Origin of the sequence: Corynebacterium sp. CCUG 61414 (assembly GCF_024453945.1) — a bacterium.
In the GTDB taxonomy this organism is placed as follows: Bacteria; Actinomycetota; Actinomycetes; order Mycobacteriales; family Mycobacteriaceae; genus Corynebacterium; species Corynebacterium pseudogenitalium.
Map to the genome: position 1 here is coordinate 1 of NZ_JAGPYU010000034.1, position 2,027 is coordinate 2,027.

Consider the following 2,027-nt stretch of genomic DNA (forward strand, 5'->3'; position numbering starts at 1 on the left):
AAAACGCTTTATGTCAAGTGGTTGTGAACATGGTTGGGTGTTAGATCGTGATGGGTTGTGGGGGCGGGGCGGTTTGGGTAGTGGTGCGGATGATGCTGACTTCTGCCGGAATGCCTGTGCCAGCTGCGGTGTTCGGAAGTTGAGTGATGATGCCTTCGCGTAGCGCGTTTCGCATCCCCTCCTCGCGTTGGTGTTGCAGTTTGTCCCAGGTGCCGTCGAGGACTGCTTGTGGCGGGTAGTAGTTGATTCCACTGTGGGGAGTGGCGTTATAGACCGGCACCCATTCGTTGAGCCAGTTTTTGGCGTGGCCGAGTGTGGCAAACGTTTTCGGGTAGTAGGTCCTGCCTTTCATGGTGTGGAACACCGACTCGGTATGCGGATTGTCGTTGCTGGTGTGAGGCCGGTTAAATGAGCGGGCCACACCGTGTTTGGCGAAGAGTTTGCCGAGGCGTTTGCTTGTCATCGCACTGCCGTTATCAGAGTGCACGGTTTTCACGTGGGGAAAACGAGTCAGGATGTCGTCAAACATTGCTGCTGCTACGTGGCTGTTTTCGCGTTCTGCTACGACGCAGCCAACGATTGCGCGGGAGTACAGGTCAATGACCGTGTGGCATGCGAAGTTTTGTCCGACGTATTGTCCAGGCAAGAAGGTAATGTCCCAGCACAGTACCTGGCCTGGTGCTGTGGCGCGTACATGTGGCGGGGAGGCGTTTCGTTTGCGTTGAGCTTGCTTGGCTTTGGTGTTGTGTCGTTGGTAGAGCAATCGTCCATGTTTTTTGGCAACTCGGTAGAAACTGCGCAGGCTTGCCAGGTAAATCCCGTTGTTTAACGCGGCGTAAAATACCTGGTCCACCCCGGAATGTGGATTGGCGTCTAACAATTCCAAGATGCGCTCGACAGTGGTATCGGACAGTCGGTTGATCCGTCGTTTGTCGTAGGCAATTGGATCGGCAACACGTGGGCGTGGCTTCGTTTGATAGAACACGCGGCTGCGTGAGACTCCGATGATGCGCATTGCGTGAGTTTTCGAATAGCCACAGTCAACTAACTGGTCAATCAGTGTTTCTTCTTCGTGTTGTCCTTGGTCGTAGAGGCGTTGTTGGTCTTGAGTGAGGACTCTTCCGCCACGTTTGAGTCCACGCCATGTTGCCCTGGCATGGTCGCTAAAGCTTTTCCCAACACATCAGTGGCTAGTTCAGCCCGCTCTGCTCTTTCTGTTGCCTTATCCAGGGCACGCTGCATAGCTTCCTCCCGACGCTTCGCATCGAGTTCGAGCTTGCGCTTTTGCTGCATCAACGCGGAGACTTCCTTGCGTAACTGCTGGATTTCAACGCACTCATCCATCGTCAATGTTCCAATCCTCCTTGGTGTAGTACGCGTGGTGAGATCACCATCGGCAACCATTGCTGTCCAGCGTCGCATGGTGTGGTCAGCAAGTCCATGTTCAATTAACCACGCTTCTTTCTGGCCATACGGCACCAGCTGATATTCAATGACCATCTCACGGATGTAGTCAGGTGAATACCTTCCCCGATATGCTTCATCAACGCTGCGTTTGGCTCGTTGAATACCATCTAAACCATCAGTGGTGGACTTTGATAACTGTAATGCGCGGGCCCAGCGCTTGATATCGCAAGACTGGATTGCCTGTCGGGTGCACCATGGGCCTTTCGTGCCGTACGGCAACCGGTTATAAATCGTGATCATTTGTCGCTGCTGTGCTGGATGAAACCACCTGCCAGAGCCAGTAGTGCGGTACGGGGAGAACACGAACGCTACTGCTTCAAATGAGGCCAACGTGTCTTCATCGAGTACTTGCCCCGCTGCCAGCACACGCGGTGGCATTGCTAGGATCTCTTTGACTTCCTCGCGTGATGTTTTAATCTTGCCCCCGTGGGTCCTTACCGGGGTTGCAACGGTCGGTGGTGACGTCAACGCTGACGGCACCAACTCAGGTAACTGTGGGTCGGTCATGAACAAAACCTCCTATGGATTGACGTTCACAACCATCCTGGCACTAAGGGAAA

Annotated in this window: 2 protein-coding genes; both read right to left on the bottom strand. The window is 53.9% G+C overall.

The window, feature by feature from the left end; genetic code table 11:
* Window positions 1-40: 40 nt before the first annotated feature.
* Window positions 41-1,060, bottom strand: a complete 1,020-nt coding sequence (locus tag KBX14_RS11120) for an IS3 family transposase (RefSeq protein ID WP_143110629.1) — start codon at window positions 1,058-1,060, stop codon at window positions 41-43.
* Window positions 1,057-1,974, bottom strand: coding sequence for a hypothetical protein (locus tag KBX14_RS11125; protein ID WP_256042559.1), 918 nt, complete (start codon window positions 1,972-1,974; stop codon window positions 1,057-1,059). The genes KBX14_RS11120 and KBX14_RS11125 overlap by 4 nt, the downstream gene beginning before the upstream one ends.
* Window positions 1,975-2,027: the final 53 nt, after the last annotated feature.

Excerpts from the sequence above, each read along its gene's own strand:
- KBX14_RS11125 (WP_256042559.1), bottom strand. The coding sequence starts at position 1,974 with ATGACCGACCCACAGTTACCTGAGTTGGTGCCGTCAGCGTTGACGTCA.